This is a genomic window from Levilactobacillus brevis (genome assembly GCA_021383565.1).
Lineage (GTDB): Bacteria > Bacillota > Bacilli > Lactobacillales > Lactobacillaceae > Levilactobacillus > Levilactobacillus brevis_B.
In genome coordinates this window covers 2,044,347-2,064,541 of the sequence record CP079699.1, presented here as the reverse complement: position 1 = coordinate 2,064,541, position 20,195 = coordinate 2,044,347, and the positions used below count along the sequence as shown (strand labels likewise).

Sequence of the window (20,195 nt, the reverse complement as noted above, 5' to 3'; positions counted from 1 at the left end):
ATGGCAGAAGAAACCAATATTCAAGAAGCTTTTCAGGCGGTGATGGCTGCAAGCAGTGATATTCCGCCAAAACAACAACAGGTGCTTGCGGCAAGTCTGGAGCTTTTCGCCCAGCAGGGGTTTGCCAACACGACGACGAAGCAGATTGCCGCGAAGGCCGGCGTCGCGGAGGGGACGGTCTACCGGCGCTACAAGACCAAGGATGAACTGTTAGCGGCCATTTTGGCGCCATTTGTCACTCAAGTCTTACCCCAATTGATTACGGAGTTTGCCGAGAGCGTAGTTGGTCGGCCATACCTGACCCGCCACGAAATGATTCAGTCGATTGCCGAAGATCGACTCGCGTTTATTCAAAAAAATGGCCCGATTCTCCGGATCTTAATTCGAGAGGTTTCGGTAAGAAAAGACTTGAGAAGTCAATTTATTCGACGGGCTGAACCATTGCTCGAGGATAACTTATTTCCCGTTCTGGACCGGTTAAAGGCCCGTGGGGAGCTGGTTGACTGGCCCGATTCGCGTATTGCGCAGTTCATGATTGGTACGATGCTGACGGAACTTGTTCGTAGTTTATTAGTGCCAGAAGAGATTGCCACGGCAATCCCCACTATTATAAAATTTTTAGAAAAAGGGTTAGCGCCGGAATAAGGTCGGCTATCTAAGTTTGGAACACGAGAGTTTGGGAAGCTTTTTCCCAAGCTTTTTTTGTTTAGCGGTCACGGCGCTTCAACTGTTGCTGGGGGTCGATGTCAAAGACGCGTTGCGCAACGCGGAGAAAGGCCATCATCTCTGGGGTATTTTCCTTGCTCGAACGATGGGCCATGATGAGTTGGTAGGTGAGCAGGTTGCTGGTAATGGGGATGACGCGGGCACTGGTGGCGACGGGTGTGGGAAGAATGGTCCAGCCACCACCGTGTTCGACCAGTTGCCGAATGGTGTCTAGGTTATTTAGCGTGAGCTCCGGCTGGAGGAAGAGGTGGTGGGTCGCCATGAAGTCGCGGATAATCTCGCCGAGGACCATCTGGAGGTCGTAGCCGATGAAGGGATGGGTCAGGAGTGGTTTTAGCTGCTGGGCCGTTTCGATGCGAGGGAGTGAGAAGGTGCTGGTCTGGGGGAGTAAAACGCTGAAGGACTGGGCGCGCATGATGCGATAGAAAAAGTCCCGACGATGGGGAGACTTGGGGCCAATGTAGACGTCACTTTGGTTGTCGGTCACGGCGCGTTCTGCCGCCGCAGAGGGCATCTCGTGGATATCCAAGTGGTATTGAGGATACTGCTGAAGGAAGCGACTGCCCAGTTCAGGGAGAATCTGCGTGGCCATGCTTTCGGAGAGGGCAATGGAAATGTGGCCTGATTTAGATTGTGCAAGCTCGCGCATAGTCTGGTCGAGATCCGTGAGTTGCCGGTGAATCTTTTCCAAGCCCATCAAGTATTGTCTCCCGGCATAAGTTAAGCGGGTGGGTTTCGCCGTACGATCGATCAGTTGGATACCGAGTTGCTGTTCAGTCTCCTTAACCGTCCGGCTGATATAGGGTTGCGAGACGAATAGGCGTTGCGCGGCAGCCGTGATGCTGCCCAGGTCGTTGACGGCCGATAGGATTTCGGCCAGTCGGTTGGTGCTGGATGCCATAGGAATCACCTCACTAATAGTATAACCATTTTGTTCTGAAAACGTTATCAGAAAAGTATTCGACTTTGTGATTTACCGAACTATACTAAGGGTAAACCGTCAGTGTTACGGCGGGCAAACAGAAAGGTGCGTTAGAAATGGCAGCAGATTATCAATTTTTACAACCCTATACCTTTGCGAACGGCGTCACCGTTAAGAACCGCGTGGTGATTCCACCAATGACTGAGGCCTCGGCCTTTGAAGAGGGGTCTATCACCCACGATGAGCTCCGGTACTTCCGGATTCACAGCGGTGGCGTGGGCCTATTTATCTCGCCGGTAGCCAACGTCTCGGCCAGTGGCAAGGGCTTCGAAGGTGAACTGTCCATCACGGATGACCGTTTCTTACCGGGATTGACGCAGATGGCTAATGCCATGCAGCAAAACAGAACCAAGGCGATTCTTCAGATTTTCCACGCCGGGCGGATGTCCAACTCCCACGTTCTGCGGGGTGAACAGACGGTGAGCGCCAGTGCGGTGGCGGCCGAACGTCCCCACGCCGAAACGCCGCGGGAGTTGACCGAAGACGAGATTGAGCAGATCATTACCGACTTTGGGGAAGCCACTCGCCGGGCAATTCAGGCGGGCTTCGATGGGATTGAACTGCACGGGGCCAATACCTACCTGTTGCAGCAATTCTTCTCCCCGCATTCCAATCGCCGAACCGATCAATGGGGTGGCGACGTCAACGACCGCATGCGGTTCGCACTGGCTGTGATTGCGCGGTGTCACGCCGTCATTGACCAGTATGCCGACCGACCATTTATCCTGGGCTACCGACTCTCACCGGAAGAGATTGAAACACCGGGGATTCGGTTGGCAGATACGTTGAAATTCATTGATGTTCTGTGTGGTCAGCCCCTTGATTACCTGCACATCTCGATGGGCTACGCTTGGCGAACCTCGTTGAACGATGACAGCGACAAGGAGCCGTTAATCTTGAAGATTAAGCGGCAGGTTGCGGGCCGGTTACCATTGATTGCGGTGGGCTCGGTTGAGAAGCCAGCGGACGCTGAAAAGGTGATGGCGGCAGGCATCGACTTCGTGGCATTGGGCCGTGAGTTGCTGCGTGACCCCAAGTGGGTTCAGAAGGTTGCCGCCCATGATGAAGCCGGCATTCGGTACACGATTTCCGAACAAGATCTGGACGAACTGGGCATTACGCCGGCGATGTGGCACTTCTTGACGGTGCGGTTGAAGTCAGCCATGCACATCTCCAATCAACCAGATTATGATAAAGATCAGTTTGATCACAAACTAGCGCCGCACGAAGGGGCCTAGGTTGTGGGTAGCAGGAGGATCGGTCGCGGGACCGATCCTTTTTTAAACAAAAGTTTACCGGAAAAATTGCACCTACCCCCTGAAAGAGTTAGAATAAATTTAAATTAAAATATGAGATTTTAATGAGATTATTCATTTGAGGAAGAAAGAGGCGCACTTTATGTCAGAAACACAGACTGAACATCAATTAACTGCGGCTGAAACGGCGGCCTTACACGCGGATCTGCAGCAGCAACCCGCTCACGACGTCGTGAGTCGTGCGGTCATCAAGAATGGGGTGTTAGCCGCAGCCGAAGATCCCCAAGCCGCCGTCCGGTTGAACCGGACCTTCTCCGTGGAATTGGATACGGGGAAAGTTTCCAACCAGAAGCATTCCGGCCGGTGCTGGCTATTTTCGACGTTGAATACGATTCGCCATCAGTTTGCTGCCAAGTATCACGTCAAAGACTTTGAGCTCTCGCAGAGTTACCTGTTTTTCTGGGATAAGGTCGAGCGCGCGAATATCTTCTACGACAACATCTTACGGACGGCGGATAAGCCGCTCGACGACCGCGAAGTGGCCTTTTATCTGAGTCGCCCCGGCGACGATGGCGGACAGTGGGCCATGGGGGCAGCGCTGGTTCAGAAGTACGGGGTTGTCCCGGCCAGTGCCATGCCAGAATCGTTTAACACCAACGATACGACTGGCTTTGCGGCCACGTTGAATCTGAAATTACGCAAGGACGCCTTGGCACTGCGGGCGTTAGTTGCAGCGGGGGCTACCGAGGAGCAGATTGCCACAACCAGAGCTCAGGCTCTAAAGGAAGTCTATCGGATGGCGGCCTATTCCTTTGGTGAACCGCCCGCAACGTTTGACTTGGAATATAAGGACGATCAGCACCAGTACCACCGCGATGCCGGCCTGACACCGCAAGGCTTTTTCGAGAAATACTTCGAGATTGACTTGGATGACTACGTGGTGATTTCCAATTCACCGGATAAGCCGTTTGATCGCCTGTACAGCTTGCCTAGTCAGGATAATATCGTGGGCGGGAAGCACATTACCTTCCTGAATCTGCCAATGGCGGACTTAAAGCGTACGGCGATTGCCCAGCTGCAGAGCGGCGAGGCCGTGTGGTTCGGCAACGATGTCCTCCAGCAGATGAGCCGGGAACGGGGTTTCTTGGACAGCCAGTTGTACAAGACCGCGGATTTATTTGGCATCGATCTGAGCTTGACGAAGGCTCAACGCCTGGCAACGGGGGAGGCCGAGGTTTCCCACGCCATGACGTTGACGGGGGTCGACCTGGTCGCCGACGAACCTACCCGCTGGAAGGTTGAGAACAGCTGGGGTGAAAAGAACGGTGAGAAAGGCTACTTTGTGATGACGGACGATTGGATGGATGATTTCGTTTACGAAGTGGTCGTCCACAAACGGTTCTTAACGGCTGACCAACGAGCCGTGCTGGCAACGCAACCGCAAGCATTGCCTGCTTGGGATTCCTTACAATAGAAAAGTGATTATAAACGCGTGGTGTTCTTGAGCCGCGCGTTTTTTGCGGTCAGCATAAAAAAAGCCGCCCCTGGTTAGGAGGCGGCGACCGCTACTTGGTTAGGGTAACGGGGTCATCGTTAATGACAAAATCGGTTGGTTAAAACGATTTTTGAGTTACCGTTATCATAAAACGAAAATGTGAAGAAATTATGAAGATGATTTATTCAATTTGAATGTAAACCATAAGCTTAATCTTGGCATTGGTAAAAATACGGCTAAATCAGCGTTCCGATTACTTTTTACTAATCGTTAGGATGGGATAATGACAAAATCTGGGGGAAAAGTACCGGCCGAATCCGTGAACTTTAGCCAGATTTTATGCATATCATAACAAAAAACAAAATGACAGAAAATAAAAAATCGTCGCCTTTTTTCGGCAACGATCTTGGTTTTAAAGATTAATGATGAAAGGGTCCGTGGAGATGTTCGGTGAGAGGGCGTGGTTGACCGTCATGGTGGCCGGGCCGGAAGCGATTGATTTGTAATTGCTTCGTCCGTTCACGTTCAATCTGTAATTGCTTCTTGAGTTGGCGGTTCTTCCAGAATCCGTGAGCCACGACGGTAATCGGAATAATCTCGAGCATCACCGTGGCCGGAATCAGCCAGGGATTCTCATCAATGAGGTCGGCAAAGCGGTGAACATCGTCTTGATCGAGTGGGGTGGCGACAGCTGTTAGACATTTATGTTTTAACATCAGAATCACGCTCCTTTAGGCCCTATCATAACCCAAAGCGAGAGCGCTGTCAGTCGTTGTGTTTCACGTGAAACAAACTAACGGTTCCGCCAGTGACTGATCAGGTGTAGCACGCCTAATACGGCCGCAATACCAAGAATGGCTGTCTCAAGCATGGCGATGCCGCTAACGTGGCGAAATTGCTGGTAAAGTAGGACGCCGCCAATCACGACCAAACCACCGAGTGCCGGGAGAAAATTTTTCATGGGGACTGCCTCCAAAATAAAAGAGAGTGGGCCAAAAGGCGATTAGTCGGAACCGTCTACCTTTTGGCGCACGTTTCGGCTAGCTAAATTGGAACACCAGAGTTGGGGAAGTTTTGTCCCAAACTCAAATAAAAAACGAGACCGTGAATCGGCCTCGTTTCGGATTACATGACTACCAAAGCTTAGTTGGCTACCTTGACCAGAACGGCCTGGGTAACATCTTTATCGATGTCGCGGGCAATGTGGTAACCGGCGACCTTCAACTTTGTGGCCTTGTTGGTCCCAGTTAAGGTCTTCTTAACCGTGAACTTTTGGGTCATTGGAATGTCAGACAATTTCCCCTTAAAGTTGATGACGGTATCGTCACCCTTGGTCTTAAAGGTGGTGTTCAAGATGCCAGACTTGTTCAAGGCCTTGGCCTTCTTAGCGGCGTTGTAAGTTTTGTAGAACTTGTTGACGTTGTAGACCGTGACCTTGCCGTTCTTGTTAAAGCGGTAAGCTTCCATGCCAGAGTTACTCTTGGCGTTAACGGCGCCGGTGACGTACCAGAGTTGCTTTGAATTGGTCAAAGTCGACTTGACGTCAGCCTTCTTCGTCGTTTTGTTTTTAAAACTAGCCTGTTGCGTATTCCCCGATTTGCTACTCTTACTGCTACAGCCGGCTAAGCCGATGGTCAAGATGGCCAAAAGGCTAAAGACGACAGTCAGTGTCCGGGTTTTCTTCATAATCCAATCACCTCATCAAAAATGATAACAGTTTTAGAGTCCGCGTACAAATAGCGTGCTCCCCATCCTCCCCACAGTATAGCATGTTGACCGCAGCAAAATCCGTCGGCTGGCGTTAAAAAAACGTTAAGTTCCGGTAACAAAGGTCGCGAACGTTAAAAAAGTTAAAGACAAACACATGTTCTTTTGGTAAAATGAAAGCCAGAAGATTTACGGATTTGAGAGGGGAGTTTGATCATGAGTAAACGGCACTATCGGCGTGGCCGGCGGGGGAGTCGCCTATCTATTTATGCGGCGATCTTACTGATTGCGATTGGCGCCATTGGAAGTATGGGCAGTCAAGGCAACTCAACGGCGCGGCATTTGACCACGGCCGTCAACAAGGTGGTTGGGACGTCGTCTAGTGACCGGTCGGCCAGTAGTTCGGCGGTCAGCACGCCCAAGCAGTCGGTCGCGACTAAGGCGTTGGCCCAGCAGAAATATACGGGGACACAGATTGTGGCGGTCAACCACAACCGACCGACGTTTACCGCAGCTCAGCTGTCAACGAAGAAGGGGGGCTGGGCAACGTACGGTGCGCTGGATAACCTGAACCGGGTGACCACGGCTAATGCGTTGTTGAATAAGAAGTTGATGCCCACCGCCAAGCGCGAGCCGCTCTACGTGAGCCCAACCGGTTGGAAAAACAAGCCCTATACGGTTAATGGCAAACGGGGGTATCTCTACAACCGGAGTCACTTGATTGGCTACCAGTTGACCGGTCAGAACAATAATTTGAAGAATCTAATGACCGGGACCCGGTCGTTGAACGACCCGGGGATGACGGCGTACGAGAATCCGGTAGCGAGTTATTTGAAGAGCCATCCTAACGATTATGTCCGTTACCAGGTTGAGCCCGTCTTCCGGGGCAATGAACTCGTCGCACGGGGCGTGCACATGCAGGCCAAATCCGTCGGCAGTCGGGGCGTTTCCTATAACGTCTATATCTTTAACATTCAGGCCGGCGTGAAGATTAATTACAGTACGGGAACCAGTCAGTATGGGAACCCGGCCGCAGCCTTTTAAGGCCAACAAAGAGGACGTCACCGCACAAGTGAGGCGGTGGCGTCCTTTTGGGGACTAACGACGATTCATGTAGCGGTAGATCAGGTACAGCACGAGACCGACAATTAAAATGGTCCCGATCATGGGGTTTTCACGAAAGATCCAGTGAAAGATGCGGACGGAATGTAGACCGTGTAAGCCGCCAATTAAAGAAGAAAACTGAGTAAACATAGCTGGCCTCCAAATGATTTATAGTGATTATCAGGAAAAATTAAAAAAAAGTAAAGACATTTGAATGAATTGGGGTATGATAAAAAAGACAGAGAGTAGAGGAGGGTTTCCCGTGAGCGTGAACTACATGCTAATCTTTGAAATTGTCGTCGTGATTAACGCGGCCTTGGCCTTCGTGACGGTATTTCGGGAAAAGCGCGATATTGCCGCAACCTGGGCCTGGATGTTGGTGCTCGTCTTACTGCCGGTGGTGGGCTTCATTGCCTACGCCTTTATTGGTCGAAAATTACCGAAAGGCCGGATGTTTCGCCTGCAGCATCAAGTGGCCGTTCAGCTAAATGAACGCTTGACCCAGCAGCGCGAGCAGTTAGGGACCGAGATTATGCCGGCTGATAAGATTAGCCACTCGGTTATCAATATGGTAAACATGTTTATGGAAACGGATCAGGCGTTTCTGGCTCGACAGAATCGAGTGAAAATTTTTACCGATGGCCACGCGTTATTTCATACCATGCTGGAGGACATCGAACGTGCCCATTCCAGTATTCATATTGAATTTTACACCTTTTATAACGATAAGATTGGAAATGAGGTTCTAAACTTACTGGTTAAAAAGGCCGCCGCGGGTGTGGAAGTTCGGGTGATTTACGATCCTTGGGGGTCGATGGGCACTTGGAAGAGTTTCTTCAAGCCGCTGATGGCGGTCGGTGGCCACGTTGAGCCATTTCTGGGCACCCGTTCGGCCGTCATTGACTTTCGACTGAACTTCCGGGATCACCGAAAGATTGTGACGATTGATGGCCAAGTAGGTTACGTTGGCGGCTTTAACATTGGCGACCAGTACCTCGGCCGGAAGGAAAAATTCGGCTACTGGCGTGACACGCATCTGAGAATCGTGGGGTCCGGTGTCTTTTCCCTGCAGGCGCGCTTCATGCTGGATTGGAATGCCACGGATAAGGACCATCCCTTCAATGACCGGAAGATTGATACGCGTTACTTCCCACTCAGCAAGGTGAAGGGGAATACCAGTCTACAGATTGTGTCGAGTGGGCCGGATTCCGACCTGCAGCAAATCAAAATGGGCTATATGCGCTTGATTCAAACGGCGGAAAAAACGTTGTGGATTCAGACGCCATATCTGATTCCCGATGATAGTGTGTTGGACTCCCTGCGGATTGCCGCGATGGCGGGGATTGACGTGCGGATTATGATTCCGGATAAACCAGACCACGCGTTTGTTTACCGGGCGACGCAGTATTACGCGCGGCAACTGGCCGACGATGGTGTGAAGATTTATTACTATCATAATGGCTTTATTCACGCCAAGACCATCGTTGTCGATGGCCGAATTGCTTCGGTGGGATCGGCTAACATGGACTATCGGAGTTTCAAGTTAAATTTCGAAATTAACGCCTTCATTTATGACGAGGGCATCGCTTGCCAGTTGGAGAATATCTTTGAACAGGATATGGCCCATAGCGAGCTGATTACACCGGAAATGTTTGACCAACAGTCGCTATATTTGAAGTTCAAACAGACGGCTTCGCGGTTGCTATCCCCAATTTTATAGTGGCGAGAAACGTCTCTTGATTGAAGCAATTTTGCTTAATATTGAGAGGCGTTTTTTGGTATTTTTTTATGGCGGATAGGGTAGTGAAAATGACGGGCCTTTTTATTGTGAATCACGGATGACTGCTGTATGCTGGAAATAACAAACTGACTAAAATAGAGGTATTTGGAAAAGTAGAATGCCGGTGTGACAGGGATTGTTTAGTGTATTCCCCACAGGTGTGGGGGTGATCCTTGGGATCAGTGACCACTACGCCCCGTCTCATGGTATTCCCCACAGGTGTGGGGGTGATCCCGCGGGAAGTATCAAGCCGGGCGAGTAGGGAGCGTATTCCCCACAGGTGTGGGGGTGATCCAAAGGTGGCAAGGAGATGTGGACCGCCGCTGGGGTATTCCCCACAGGTGTGGGGGTGATCCTATCAGCCGCCGCAAATGGCGGATCATCGATATGTATTCCCCACAGGTGTGGGGGTGATCCTTAAATCGTTCATTCGAACATCTCATTCAACCCGTATTCCCCACAGGTGTGGGGGTGATCCTATCGCCAATGCGGTTAAGGCAGGGCTACACGTAAGTATTCCCCACAGGTGTGGGGGTGATCCCCGTGGCTGGGTGACTATTATTTTCAGCGAATCGTATTCCCCACAGGTGTGGGGGTGATCCCTTCAGTTGCTTCTGTTTCTTTAGTTTGTTCAGGTATTCCCCACAGGTGTGGGGGTGATCCCAACGCTGATGACCGGCTGGTGATGTGTGTCAAGTATTCCCCACAAGTGTAGGGATGAACCGATTATGGAAAAATATAAATTATCGTATAACTAGATCATTACATAGATCCCAGAAGTTGGTTGTTTATTTTTACCAACCCGTTGATTATAATAATAGTTAGAGTGTGAAGCGGTTACACGAGAGCGGTAGATCGACGATGTGAGGAGGTTTTAGCATGAAACGCTTTGTTTCGTTGCCGGTCGTGGATTCTAGTCTATATTTATTCGGTGGACACATGCGAACAGTTCCCGGTGGTTGGCAGTTCTTTGAGCAGAAGCATCAAGCGTTTGAATTGATGGTGGTCATTGATGGTCATCAAACGACGGAAATAAAAAATTTGGTGACTTATGATTATGGCGCCGGTGAAGCCATCATCATTTCGCCAGGAACGGTACACACAAATCAAAATAGCAGTGCTGAGCAGGATATGACTTATATTTGTTTCCATTTCAACATTGAAAATCTAGCGCTAAAGTCGGAAATCATTGGTAAGATTGCGAACACGGTCATTTCAGCCGATCAGCCGATTGCCAAATCTGCGGTGCGTACTGCCAAACGCATGGTGGCTTACAGTGCCAACCAGAAGCTCAGCAAGGAACAGGTCAATTTGAAAATTCAGATTGCGGTTTTGGAATTCTTCTATGATTTAACGGAGGGCTTACAGGAGTATGATACGCGGCGTGGGGCACGGTATACGGAAAATGAAGCGAAGACGAGCCGACAAATTGCGACGCTGATTAAAGAACGTATTGAGCAGGACGAGGCAATTAACTTTACCTTCGGGGATATCTGTCAAAAGATTGGAATCAGTAGTGGTTACGGCCACCGGACGTTTAAGAAAGTTTATGGTGTCACGCCGCTTCATTACATCGAAAGTCAAAAGTACAATAAGGCTAAAATGCTGCTGGGCTCACCGGAGCATTCTATCGAGGATGTAGCGGATTTAATGGGCGCCAGTAGCGTTTCCAACTTTAGCAAACAATTTAAAAAATGGTCTGGCACAACGCCTAGTAAATACCAGCGACAGATGAAGCAAAAACGGCGGGTACGAACAGTTAAGGAAGGCGGCTACTTCGAGTAGTTTAACGTGCACAAAGCGACAGGTCGGCTCGGTAAAAGGTTAATTTACCGGGCTTTTATTTTGTGGAGGAGGTCACAAAATAACTAAAAACAGTCACGAAATAAGATAGCCATTCTATCTGAAAGCGATTACAATGCAATTGTAGTTAGCTAACGAAACAAAACAGCGGGTTAGTGTTTGGCCATACTAAGCTCGTAGCTCTCAACTCGGTAAAAGGAGAGGAGAGTGGGATTCATTTAAGACCACTTAGCGCTGGGACCTAAATGAGTCAGTTGTTCGAAACATTGTTGAGATTCAGCAATTTTTTACCTACCTTGGTTGGTTGCTTCTACCAACCAGATCACATACTTTAGCGGACGTCTTCGTAAGGCAAATGTCTTTACCAAGACGTTACAAACTTTTTCCTTCGAAAGGAGTTTTCGCATATGGCCTCAAATAGTCAGGCTGATGCCGTAAAGACTCAAGACAATGCCAATGACGAGTTCGCCAAGCTTTCTTGGCGTGAGCGAATTAGTTATGGTGCTGGGGATTTAGCGCAAAACTTAATCTTTGGTACGATTGGGTCCATGTTACTTTTCTACTTAACCACTGTTTACGGGATTTCCGCCGCAGTCGGTGCCACGATTTTCTTAGTTGTTCGTTGGGTCAATGTTTTCTGGGATCCGTGGGTTGGTGCCTTCGTCGATAAGCACAACTTCAAGTCCGGAAAATACCGGCCTTACCTGGTTTACTGTGGGATTCCAATGACAATCTTCGCCGCCATGCTTTTCCTGCCAATCGATGCGGTTCGAGGCAGCGTTATGTATGCCTTCATCACCTACTTGGCAACGGCCTTGATTTACTCCTTCGTTAACATCCCTTATGGGGCCTTGAACGCCTCACTGACGCGGGATAACGATGAAGTTTCGACGTTAACGACCGTCCGGATGACGGAAGCTAACATCGGGAACTTACTGGTTTACACGTTCTTGCCATTATTTGTTCAGATGGCTTCTCCTAACCCACAATCTAAAGATATTGGGTTCTTCGGGATTCACATGAACTTAGGGGATTACACCTCACCAAAGGCTGGGAAGGCTTACTTCCTGGTCATGGGAATTTACATGATCATTGGTTTCATTATGCTGATGTGCACGTACTTCGGAATCAAGGAACGGGTCTTACCTACTGAAAAGGAATCCGCTGCTGTTAAATACTCCGACCTGTGGTATGAATTCAAGCAAAACAAGCCACTGCAAGTGTTAGGTTCCTTCTTCCTGATTGGCTTTACCTTCATGTTCTTCGGGAACACCGTATGGCCATTCTACATGCAATACAACATTGGTCACTCCGAATGGATGGCTTCCATTAACTTGGTTGGTTCTATTCCTGGTATTTTCTTGGTATTCTTATGGCCAATCATCCGTAAGAAGATCGGGAAACGTCAATTCTTCTACGCTTTCTTGGCGCTGTTCATTGTTGGGACGTTGGTTCTGTGGGTATGGTCAATGCCTTCCTTCAAAGATTCAACGGCTCTGGGCTACATTGGTCGTTTCTTACAACAATGGGGGATTACGGCTGCTACTGGTTACATGTGGTCATTGGTTCCAGAAGTTGTTTCTTACGGCGAATACAAGTCCAAGAAGCGGGTTGCCGGAATTATCAACGCCATCATGGGACTGTTCTTCAAGATTGGGCTGGCTCTTGGTGGGATCATCCCTGGTTACATCAACGCCTTCTTCAAGTTTGATGGGACTAAAACGACCCAAACCTCTAGTGCTTTGATGGGTATCCAATGGTCAATGGTTTGGTTACCAATCATCTTGGCTCTGGTTGCGATGTGGATCATGAGCAAGTACACCTTGTCTGACGACGACGTTAAGAAGATGAACGAAGAGCTTAACGCTGAACGGAAGGCAAACGAAGTCTAGGTTACAAGCTTCTATTCATACATTTTGTTAAGGAAAGGAAGATTCTTTTATGAAGATTCAAAACCCCGTTTTACCTGGTTTTAACGCGGATCCTAGCATGATTCGGGTTGATGACACGTATTACATTGCGAACTCAACGTTTGAATGGTTCCCTGGTGTTCGGCTGCATGAATCCAAGGACATGGTTCACTGGAACTTGTTACCTTCACCGCTATCCACGACGAAATTGCTGGACATGGTTGGTAACCCAGCTTCTGGTGGGATTTGGGCACCAGATCTGAGCTACGCTGACGGTAAGTTTTGGTTGATTTACACCGATGTTAAGATTACGGATGGTCCTTTCAAGGACATGACCAACTACTTGACGACGGCGACGGATATCCGGGGACCATGGACCGATCCAATCAGAGTTAACGGTGTTGGGTTCGATGCTTCCCTCTTCCACGATGATGACGGTCGCAAGTACCTGGTTCAACAAACCTGGGATCACCGTGAATACCACCACCCATTTGACGGGATTACCTTGACTGAATTCGATACGGATACGATGCAATTGAAGCCAGAAACGGCACGGAACCTGTATAATGGGACCGATGTTAAATTGGTTGAAGGGCCACATCTGTACAAGATCAATGGGTATTACTACCTGTTCGCTGCCCAAGGTGGGACAGTCTTTACTCACCAAGAAGTGGTTGCACGTTCCAAGACGCTTGACAAGTTATCCTTCGAAAGCGAACCAGATGGTCCATTCATCACCAACATGGACACGCCGGACTTCTACTTACAGAAGCAAGGTCATGGTGCTCTGGTTAACACGCCAGGTGGCGAATGGTACTACGCTTCATTGGTCTCTCGTCCTTGGAACCACAAGAACGAATCCGCTTATGATCCTCGCGGGTGGAGTACACTTGGCCGGGAAACGTCTATTCAAAAGGTTGAATGGGACGATGCTGGCTGGCCACGCGTTGTCGGCGGTCATGGTGGCCAAGTTGAGGTTGAAGCCCCTAAGGATGCCATCTTAACGAAAGCCCCTAAGGATCACTCGCAACACGACGAATTCGACAAACCAGAATTAGACTTGAACTGGAACACCTTACGGCAACCATTTACCAAGAAATTGGGAACGGTTGGCAACGGTGAATTGAAGTTAGTGGGTAACCAATCCTTATCCAGCACCTTCGATGTTTCCTATGTTGCTCGTCGTTGGCAAGCCTTCAACTTCGATGCAGAAACGAAGGTCAAATTCGATCCATTTACGTATCAACAAATGGCCGGCTTGGCTAACTTCTACAACGACAAGCACTATTCTTCCATCTTCATTACTTGGGATGAGAAGAAGGGCCACGTCATCGAAGTTGCCCAAAATGACAACAACAACTACACGTCTTACCTGAAAGATGACGCAATTGCCATTCCTGAAGGTACGGAATATGTTTGGTTCCGGACGAAGGTTCGCAAGCAGTCATACACTTACGAATACTCATTCGACGGTAAGAAGTGGGAAACGGTTCCGGTTGAACTGGATGCTGCCATTCTCTCTGACGACTACGTTCTGCAAACTTCCGGTGGTTTCTTCACGGGGGCCTTCGTTGGACTGTACGCCGTCGACTATGCCGGTTACGGCCAAACCGCAACGTTTGATCACTTCGATTACCAAGAACTGCCAGATAAAGTTTCTTCAGAAAGTCAGTTAGTCTCTGAAAGCTAATTGATTGGCAGCTCCCGTAGTAGGGTGTATGATGATGGCGCTGAGAATAAGAGACGCTGAACTGGATTGAGGCCGCCACGGCGGTCAGTTCACCGGCGCTTAACCTGGCGCTAGCAACAGAAAAAGTATGGAATATGTAGCGAAAGTCCCATCGAGCAATCGGTGGGACTTTTTCTGTCGTTTAAGGTTAGTTTTGACTTTACAGGAGTGGTTAGGAGAAAGCGAGGATGTTGCCGCCCCATAAGTGGTCGTTTCGGCGGATGAATAGAGGGTTAAATTAATCGCAAGTCGTTTGTTTAGGTCGTGACGGTGCCATCTGGTAGGCTGAGATCAGCGAATCGAAAAGGGCGAGATGAGCAAAAATCCTCTGGCGGCCCACCATTTAGATGAGTGCCAGAGGATTTTGAAGACTACTTGGTGAAATCAATCTTGAGACTAAGCAAAAAGACGATAATCCCACCAACAATCATACTGGCCAGTTCGCCAATACCGATTGACAACCAGTTGGCCCAGAAAGTCGGCCAGAAAGCCGTCTGCGCAACGATCGCAATCTCCCAGGCAATCATGCACATAAAGAAGACGGCGACCACCGTGTTCAGGGCCATTTGGGCAATGCGATTGTGGACCACGCGGCTTAGCCCGTACATGACCAGTAGGGCCAGTAAAGTTTGCAGGGTCCCGGTTGCAATGTCTAAAATACCCAACGGTGACGCGATAACGTTGGCAATGAAGACGCCTAGCGTGACGGCAGCGATATAGCGCTTGTTGAAGCTTACCAGATGATTGAACATCTCGGATAGCCGGACTTGCACCACACCAAAGCTAAAGGCCGCCAAGACCGTCGTGACAACGACGTAGAGTGCAGCAACTAGGGCCGCTAGCACCATGCCACGGGTGCCATCGATGCCTAGAAAACTTTTCTTAGAATTCACGAGAAATTCCTTCCTTTGCTAATGATTCGATTTTTGACGCTGTTGTAAGATTACCGCAATTTGGCGGGTTTGGCAAAACTTGTTTCACATGAAACATTACAATGCCGTATCGTTTGCCGAGAATGATTGACACCGCCCGCGTAGGTTTGTAAATTGGAAGCATAGTGGTTCATTCGTGAATCCTTAATTTCGAAATTTACTGGAGGTCTCATCATGAAAATCGCAAACCACCGGTGGCCGTTGTGGGTGCTGTATACCGCAGCGTTCATGGTGATTGCGGCGTTTAGCTTTGGGGTATTTGTGATGGCTAATCGCACGTTGATTTGGAATATGGATGGTGTGACCCAGCATTATCCGTTAATGTTAGAATTTCATCGGCTGTTAGCCAAGGGTGGCCTAGCCGGCGTGACGGGGTGGTCCTGGACGTTTGGGCTAGGGGCAGATAAGCTCACGACGCTGGCGTACTACGTTCTGGGTGATCCCTTTGCGTATTTGCTAGCGTTATTGCCCACGCATCTCATGGAAGCCGGGTATGGGTGGTTCATCATTCTCAGGCTGTATGCCTCTGGTCTGGCCTTCTTGCTTTGGGCCCGCTGTTATACCTTTCGGCCATTCAGTCAGCTACTCGGGGCGCTCACGTACGCTTTTGCCGGGTATGCTTTGATGATTGGCGTCCACCATCCTTTCTTCATCATGCCCATGATTTGGTTGCCGCTACTGTTTTGGGGAATCGATCGGGTTCTGCGGGGCAAGGGGTGGGCGGCGCTAGGTGTCCTGACGGGGCTGACCATCCTCAGCAACTTTTATTTTGCATACATATTGGGATTGGGGAGTCTGATCTATGCGGTCATCCATTACTGGACGTTACGGGAGCGAGGAGTCGTGACCGTTAAACGCGGTCGGTTGGTTGGACGATTGCTACTGGCTGCGGTTACGGGGATTCTACTGGCGGGAATTTTATTATTACCCTCCATTCTGATGATGCTAGACTCCACACGTACCGGGACTATCTTCGCTAACGGTCTGTGGCTCTATCCACTCAGCTACTACCTCAAGCTGGGCAATGCCGTTTTGACCACGGGGAACGCCTTGAGCTACTGGGCGGTCCTGGGGATGACAGGATTTTCCTTTCTCGGTTGTGTCTACACGCTAGTTCATTGGCGAAAATATCGGCCGTTAGCCGGGACGCTGGTGTTAATCGCCATCGGCCTCGCCTTTCCCGCGGTAGCGGCCTTCTTCAATGTCTTGTCGACGCCTTCGAATCGGTGGCTACTGCTGGCCACCGTTCCCTTTAGCCTAGCGACCATGGTGTTGCTGGATCACGTAACGGTCCTCACCCAAGTGGATCGGTGGTGGCTAACTGGTGGTACGGCGGCGTTACTAGCCGTCGTGTATCTTAGCAATGGTTTCGTCTTCAGTAATCCGGCCCGCAACCTGATTACGTATGGGTTATTGCTCGCCACAACGGTGGTGTTAGTCGGAAGTGCGCAGCAGCCTGCTCGCGTGACCCTGACGCTGGTGAGCGTCTTGGTAGGGTTGAATCTCATCAACAATGCCTGGGGGTATTACAATCCCAATACCAGCCAACAGGCCACCCAGCAACTACGCAAGGGGGATGCGACCCGCTATATTCAGGATTACTATGATGGTGCCGATCGGTCGGTCAAAGATGAGCAGACCTTCTCCCGAGTTAACACGTCACCATACTTTAACCTCTTTCGAACGGTGGGGAACAATATGGAAATGGCTCACGGCCTGCACGGAGTAATGTCTTATTTCTCTGTTCAAAATGGGGCGGTGGGGAAATTTAACCGTGATATTCAAAACTCGGCCTACGCCATGAATTCGCCCGTGGGTCAGGGGGATGATCGGTCGACGTTGAACCATGTGTTAGGTGTTAAGACGATCTTCGCGCGTGAGGATCAAGTCGCCAATCATGGGGCGTTGCCCTACGGTTATCACGCTGAGAAGAAAGTCTTTCCAGAGCAGGCGGTTTATGGGTTATCCAACGGGGAAGGCACGCAGAAGCTAACGACTTCGTTAGCCTTGCCGCTGGTCTATAGTCAGCCGCAAGCCTTGACGGAGCAACAATGGCGGCGCTTGTCGAGTGTCGATCGTGAGCGCAGTCTGACGCAGGCTGCCGTGACGTCTCGTAAAATGGCCGGGGTGCAATCGGCGACGTATCATTCACCGGCCCGTAACTTGAGTTATACCGTGGCGGCTGACGCGGTACCGGTATTGGATAGTCCCAATAAAGTCGTTCAGTATCGCCTACAACAGTCGTTGGCCGGCCAGAAGAAGGGGCTGAACGATAAGCAGGTCGATCTCTACGGAAACTCTGTGAAATTGCCAGATCTTACCGTTGATCAGCAGGGCCTCATCAGCCAGAAGATGGTTAAAAAGTATGCACAACAAGTCCAACTGAACCGGAATCGCACGGCGTTGGACCGCGTTTTGACGGCGAACCAACAGGTCTTACAGGATACCCAAACGGCGAACCAACATGGCCTGCGGCAACTAACCAGCGATGTTCAGGGTCATCAGCTCAAATACACGTTAACCCTTAAGCGGCCCAAGCAGGCCCAGGGAACGGAGTTGTATTTGGTCTTGGATGGTATTAGCGCGCAACGGTTGACGACCGCCGATCAACTGAAGGATCAGGATAATACGAGTATCTTGGGCAATACACCGCGGTCGAATTTGACCAAGTTCAATGATTGGCGGGCGGCCGTGCGGAATCCCGATATGGGCGACTACTGGATTAAGGCCAAGACCCGGAATGCCACCAATAGTTTTTCACAATTCGGGATTGATAATCTCTCGGACTATGAACCCAAGCATCGCATGCTCTTGAATCTGGGTTATTCCAAACAACGGCGACAGACGATTGACATCACCTTTAACGCGACCCGGCAGATTGATTTCAAGTCCGTTAAGCTCGTCGCGATGCCGTACCGTCCGACGTACGACCGCCAGATTCACGCCATTCAACGTCGCGGCCTACAGAACGCGACGGTGAGTGCCAATCGCGTGACGGGGAATCTGACGACGGACCAGACGAGTGTCATGACGACCTCGATTCCTTATTCCACTGGCTGGCAGTTGAAGGTTGATGGCCGGAAAACAAATACGCAACGGGTGAATGATGGCTTCGTCGGCGCCCGGTTACCGGCTGGGGTACACCACATTCAGTTAACCTACCATACCCCGGGCTTTATTCTGGGAAGTTGGTTATCGGCCGTGGGACTGGTCAGCCTAATCGTTGCTGGAAGCTGGCGATGGTGGCATCATCCGCAACGGCGGCACTAAATTGCAGGTCATGATAACCCGGGAAATTTTCAGAGAATTTTGAGATTAACCCGGGTTATATTTCAAAAAAATATGAGCAAACGAAAAGCGCGTTGAACCGGTCCTCATTGAGAGACCGCGTTCAACGCGCTTATTTTGATTGCTTAGTCGGCATTTAAGATCCACAAGAAGAGGATGAAGACGACGGCTAAACCGTACATCATCGGGCCAACTTCCTTGCCGCGCTTGGCGGCAATCATGGTCAGTGGGTAGGTGATAAATCCTAAGGCAATCCCATCGGAAATACTGTAGGTCAGGGGCATGCCCAGGACAATTAGAAAGGCTGGGGCGGCTACCTCAAACTTTTCCCAGTGAATATTCTTCAAAGATTGGGCCATCAGCACCCCGACGATAATCAAGGCTGGTGCCGTCACTTGGTTGGTTACCACGGCCAGCAGTGGGGAGAAGAAGGCCCCCAGCACGAACAGAATCGCCGTGACGATGGCAGTGAAGCCGGAACGACCACCCACCGCAATCCCGGCGGAAGACTCGACGAAGGCCCCCATTGGAGACGTTCCCAGTAAGGAACCGGCAACCATCGTGGTCGAATCGGCCATCAGGGCTTTACCGATACGCGGAATCTTGTTGTTCTTGACCAAGCCAGCCTGTTCGGCTAACCCGACCAAGGTCCCGGTCGTGTCGAAGAAGGTCACCAGCAGGAAGGTCAATACGACGACGATTAGCTGTAGGGAATTGATGCTACCAACGTGCGTTAAGCCCACCATAAACGTGGAACTAATGCTAGGAATGCCGGCAACGATGTGTGCGGGCATGGGAATCAATCCGGTGATCAACCCTAAGATGGAGTTGGCAACCATCCCGATGAAGATGGCACCGGGAACCTTGGCACTCATCAGAATTAAAGTGACCAGTAAACCGAAGATGGTTAGCCAGGTGCTCCCGACTTGCAAGGAGCCCAGTGTGACCACCGTGGATTTGTCGGCAGCTACCAGACCGCCTTGGCTCAGGCCGATAAAGGCAATGAATAGTCCAATTCCGGCACTGATGGCCATTTTCAGATCACGGGGAATGGCGTCAACGACTTTTTCCCGCAACTTGAAGGCCGTTAAAATCATGAAGAGAATCGAGGCCACGAAGACACCGGCGAGGGCCGTTTGCCAAGGGACCTTCATCCCGATGACGACGGAGTAGGCGAAGAAGGCGTTAATCCCTAGACTTGCGGAAATGGCGATGGGGTAGTTGGCCAGAATTCCCATCAGGGCACACCCGAAGGCGGAAGCAAAGGCCGTGGCGGTGAAGACCGCCCCCTGACTGATGCCGGAAGCGCCTAATACCTGGGGGTTCACGAACAGGATATAGGCCATTGACACGAAGGTCGTAATCCCGGCTAAAATTTCTGTTTTATAGTTGGTTCCTAATTCCTCAAACTGAAAAAACTTGGCAATTCTCTGCATCTTATGCGCTCCCTTAAAACATATTAAACCCGAACGTTCACACATAT

Annotated in this window: 16 protein-coding genes and 1 CRISPR repeat array; of the genes, 9 read left to right on the top strand and 7 right to left on the bottom strand. The window is 50.2% G+C overall.

Annotated features, from left to right (window positions below):
- Nucleotides 1–645 (top strand): TetR/AcrR family transcriptional regulator, encoded by a 645-nt coding sequence (locus KB236_09575; protein ID UIF28774.1) that lies wholly within the window; start codon nt 1–3, stop codon nt 643–645.
- A 61-nt stretch (nt 646–706) separates the two neighbouring features.
- Here KB236_09575 and KB236_09570 read toward each other — a convergent pair whose 3' ends face one another.
- Entirely contained in the window at nt 707–1,627 is a 921-nt protein-coding gene (locus tag KB236_09570) for a LysR family transcriptional regulator (GenBank protein UIF28773.1), read from the bottom strand.
- Nucleotides 1,628–1,764: 137 nt separating this feature from the next.
- On the opposite strand from KB236_09570, the gene KB236_09565 reads away from it, so the two are divergent.
- Nucleotides 1,765–2,946 carry an NADH-dependent flavin oxidoreductase gene (locus KB236_09565; protein UIF28772.1) on the top strand — a complete coding sequence of 394 codons (1,182 nt, stop codon included), beginning with the start codon at nt 1,765–1,767 and terminating at the stop codon, nt 2,944–2,946.
- Nucleotides 2,947–3,106: 160 nt separating this feature from the next.
- Complete coding sequence (locus KB236_09560) at nt 3,107–4,438, top strand: C1 family peptidase (protein UIF28771.1); 1,332 nt, start codon at nt 3,107–3,109, stop codon at nt 4,436–4,438.
- 440 nt (nt 4,439–4,878) lie between these two features.
- Here the strand turns inward: KB236_09560 and KB236_09555 are convergent, their stop codons facing one another.
- From KB236_09555 to KB236_09545, 3 genes are all read right to left on the bottom strand, one after another.
- The gene (locus KB236_09555) at nt 4,879–5,175 is read right to left on the bottom strand and encodes a hypothetical protein (protein ID UIF28770.1); all 297 of its coding nucleotides are present in this window, start codon (nt 5,173–5,175) and stop codon (nt 4,879–4,881) included.
- Nucleotides 5,176–5,252: 77 nt separating this feature from the next.
- On the bottom strand, nt 5,253–5,420 hold the full coding sequence (locus KB236_09550) for a hypothetical protein (GenBank protein UIF28769.1): 168 nt from the start codon (nt 5,418–5,420) through the stop codon (nt 5,253–5,255).
- Between the two features lie 182 nt (nt 5,421–5,602).
- Nucleotides 5,603–6,145, bottom strand: coding sequence for a hypothetical protein (locus tag KB236_09545; protein UIF28768.1), 543 nt, complete (start codon nt 6,143–6,145; stop codon nt 5,603–5,605).
- A 237-nt stretch (nt 6,146–6,382) separates the two neighbouring features.
- Here KB236_09545 and KB236_09540 point away from each other — a divergent pair, with 237 nt between their 5' ends.
- Nucleotides 6,383–7,210, top strand: a complete 828-nt coding sequence (locus tag KB236_09540; protein ID UIF28767.1) for a DNA/RNA non-specific endonuclease — start codon at nt 6,383–6,385, stop codon at nt 7,208–7,210.
- 54 nt (nt 7,211–7,264) lie between these two features.
- On the opposite strand, the gene KB236_09535 is transcribed toward KB236_09540, so the two are convergent.
- Nucleotides 7,265–7,420, bottom strand: coding sequence for a hypothetical protein (locus tag KB236_09535; protein ID UIF28766.1), 156 nt, complete (start codon nt 7,418–7,420; stop codon nt 7,265–7,267).
- 127 nt (nt 7,421–7,547) lie between these two features.
- Between KB236_09535 and cls the strand changes: the two genes are divergently transcribed.
- The 4 genes from cls to KB236_09515 all read left to right on the top strand — a co-directional run bounded on the left by cls (nt 7,548) and on the right by KB236_09515 (nt 14,453).
- Nucleotides 7,548–8,990 carry a cardiolipin synthase gene (gene cls / locus KB236_09530; protein UIF30341.1) on the top strand — a complete coding sequence of 481 codons (1,443 nt, stop codon included), beginning with the start codon at nt 7,548–7,550 and terminating at the stop codon, nt 8,988–8,990.
- 205 nt (nt 8,991–9,195) lie between these two features.
- Nucleotides 9,196–9,774: direct repeats of the CRISPR family, unit length 28 nt; unit sequence GTATTCCCCACAGGTGTGGGGGTGATCC.
- A gap of 155 nt (nt 9,775–9,929) precedes the next feature.
- Nucleotides 9,930–10,835 carry an AraC family transcriptional regulator gene (locus KB236_09525; GenBank protein ID UIF28765.1) on the top strand — a complete coding sequence of 302 codons (906 nt, stop codon included), beginning with the start codon at nt 9,930–9,932 and terminating at the stop codon, nt 10,833–10,835.
- Between the two features lie 425 nt (nt 10,836–11,260).
- A complete protein-coding gene (locus KB236_09520) occupies nt 11,261–12,745 on the top strand; it encodes an MFS transporter (protein UIF28764.1) in 1,485 nt (494 codons plus the stop codon).
- Between the two features lie 49 nt (nt 12,746–12,794).
- Nucleotides 12,795–14,453, top strand: coding sequence for a glycoside hydrolase family 43 protein (locus KB236_09515; GenBank protein ID UIF28763.1), 1,659 nt, complete (start codon nt 12,795–12,797; stop codon nt 14,451–14,453).
- A 410-nt stretch (nt 14,454–14,863) separates the two neighbouring features.
- Here KB236_09515 and KB236_09510 read toward each other — a convergent pair whose 3' ends face one another.
- The gene (locus KB236_09510) at nt 14,864–15,340 is read right to left on the bottom strand and encodes a QueT transporter family protein (GenBank protein UIF30340.1); all 477 of its coding nucleotides are present in this window, start codon (nt 15,338–15,340) and stop codon (nt 14,864–14,866) included.
- 258 nt (nt 15,341–15,598) lie between these two features.
- Between KB236_09510 and KB236_09505 the strand changes: the two genes are divergently transcribed.
- Nucleotides 15,599–18,694: a YfhO family protein gene (locus KB236_09505; GenBank protein ID UIF28762.1), complete on the top strand. Its 3,096-nt coding sequence runs from the start codon at nt 15,599–15,601 to the stop codon at nt 18,692–18,694.
- Between the two features lie 143 nt (nt 18,695–18,837).
- Here the strand turns inward: KB236_09505 and KB236_09500 are convergent, their stop codons facing one another.
- On the bottom strand, nt 18,838–20,139 hold the full coding sequence (locus tag KB236_09500; protein ID UIF30339.1) for an NCS2 family permease: 1,302 nt from the start codon (nt 20,137–20,139) through the stop codon (nt 18,838–18,840).
- Between the last annotated feature and the right edge of the window lie 56 nt (nt 20,140–20,195).

Coding starts and splice junctions, on each gene's coding strand:
- KB236_09575 (UIF28774.1), top strand. CDS start 1: ATGGCAGAAGAAACCAATATTCAAGAAGCTTTTCAGGCGGTGATGGCT.
- KB236_09570 (UIF28773.1), bottom strand. CDS start 1,627: ATGGCATCCAGCACCAACCGACTGGCCGAAATCCTATCGGCCGTCAAC.
- KB236_09565 (UIF28772.1), top strand. CDS start 1,765: ATGGCAGCAGATTATCAATTTTTACAACCCTATACCTTTGCGAACGGC.
- KB236_09560 (UIF28771.1), top strand. CDS start 3,107: ATGTCAGAAACACAGACTGAACATCAATTAACTGCGGCTGAAACGGCG.
- KB236_09555 (UIF28770.1), bottom strand. CDS start 5,175: ATGTTAAAACATAAATGTCTAACAGCTGTCGCCACCCCACTCGATCAA.
- KB236_09550 (UIF28769.1), bottom strand. CDS start 5,420: ATGAAAAATTTTCTCCCGGCACTCGGTGGTTTGGTCGTGATTGGCGGC.
- KB236_09545 (UIF28768.1), bottom strand. CDS start 6,145: ATGAAGAAAACCCGGACACTGACTGTCGTCTTTAGCCTTTTGGCCATC.
- KB236_09540 (UIF28767.1), top strand. CDS start 6,383: ATGAGTAAACGGCACTATCGGCGTGGCCGGCGGGGGAGTCGCCTATCT.
- KB236_09535 (UIF28766.1), bottom strand. CDS start 7,420: ATGTTTACTCAGTTTTCTTCTTTAATTGGCGGCTTACACGGTCTACAT.
- cls (UIF30341.1), top strand. CDS start 7,548: ATGCTAATCTTTGAAATTGTCGTCGTGATTAACGCGGCCTTGGCCTTC.
- KB236_09525 (UIF28765.1), top strand. CDS start 9,930: ATGAAACGCTTTGTTTCGTTGCCGGTCGTGGATTCTAGTCTATATTTA.
- KB236_09520 (UIF28764.1), top strand. CDS start 11,261: ATGGCCTCAAATAGTCAGGCTGATGCCGTAAAGACTCAAGACAATGCC.
- KB236_09515 (UIF28763.1), top strand. CDS start 12,795: ATGAAGATTCAAAACCCCGTTTTACCTGGTTTTAACGCGGATCCTAGC.
- KB236_09510 (UIF30340.1), bottom strand. CDS start 15,340: ATGGTGCTAGCGGCCCTAGTTGCTGCACTCTACGTCGTTGTCACGACG.
- KB236_09505 (UIF28762.1), top strand. CDS start 15,599: ATGAAAATCGCAAACCACCGGTGGCCGTTGTGGGTGCTGTATACCGCA.